The sequence below is a fragment of the Paraburkholderia sp. SIMBA_053 genome (genome assembly GCF_046534895.1).
Lineage (GTDB): Bacteria > Pseudomonadota > Gammaproteobacteria > Burkholderiales > Burkholderiaceae > Paraburkholderia > Paraburkholderia caledonica.
This window is the reverse complement of the sequence record NZ_JAWRXU010000051.1, coordinates 1-633: the sequence shown is the minus strand read 5'-3', so window position 1 is coordinate 633 and position 633 is coordinate 1. Positions and strand designations below refer to the sequence as shown.

At 60.5% G+C, this 633-nt stretch carries 2 protein-coding genes; both read left to right on the top strand.

What is annotated here, in order from left to right; genetic code table 11:
- On the top strand, window positions 1-237 hold a 237-nt coding region (gene sdhC, locus SB753_RS34465; RefSeq protein WP_410804502.1), incomplete at its 5' end, for a succinate dehydrogenase, cytochrome b556 subunit.
- A gap of 4 nt (window positions 238-241) precedes the next feature.
- Window positions 242-610: a succinate dehydrogenase, hydrophobic membrane anchor protein gene (gene sdhD, locus SB753_RS34460; protein WP_087752107.1), complete on the top strand. Its 369-nt coding sequence runs from the start codon at window positions 242-244 to the stop codon at window positions 608-610.
- Window positions 611-633 lie beyond the last annotated feature (23 nt).

Sequence of the window (633 nt, the reverse complement as noted above, 5' to 3'; positions counted from 1 at the left end):
TCCGAACTGAGCTTCGAGGTCTTCAAGGGCTTTCTCTCCAACATCATCGTCAAGCTCATCACGCTGGTGCTGGCCTGGGCGTTCCTGTTCCACTTCTGCGCCGGCATCCGTCACCTCGTGATGGACACGCACCGCGCGGTCAACAAGGAAGGCGGCAGGCAGACCTCCATCGTCGTGTTCGTCGTGTCCTCGCTTCTCACGCTCGCCTTCGCGGCGAAACTCTTCGGAGCATTCTAAAAAAATGGCAGCCCCTAACCGAATCGGTCCGAAGCGTCTGGTCGTCGGCGCGCACTACGGTCTGCGCGACTGGCTCGCACAACGCATCACCGCGGTCGTGATGGCCGTCTACACGGTGATCCTGCTCGCGTGGTTCTTCGGCGCGCACGACTTCTCCTACGAAGGCTGGGCCTCGATCTTCGCCACCCAGTGGATGAAGCTGGCCACCTTCGTCACGCTGCTCTCGCTGTTCTATCACGCGTGGGTCGGCATCCGCGACATCTGGATGGACTATGTGAAGCCCGTGGGCATGCGCCTGTTCCTGCAGGCGCTGACCATCGTCTGGCTGCTCGCGTGCGCGGGCTACGCTGCGCAGATTCTCTGGAGAGTGTAAAAGAATGGCTGCAATCAAGAATA

Coding starts and splice junctions, on each gene's coding strand:
- sdhD (WP_087752107.1), top strand. CDS start 242: ATGGCAGCCCCTAACCGAATCGGTCCGAAGCGTCTGGTCGTCGGCGCG.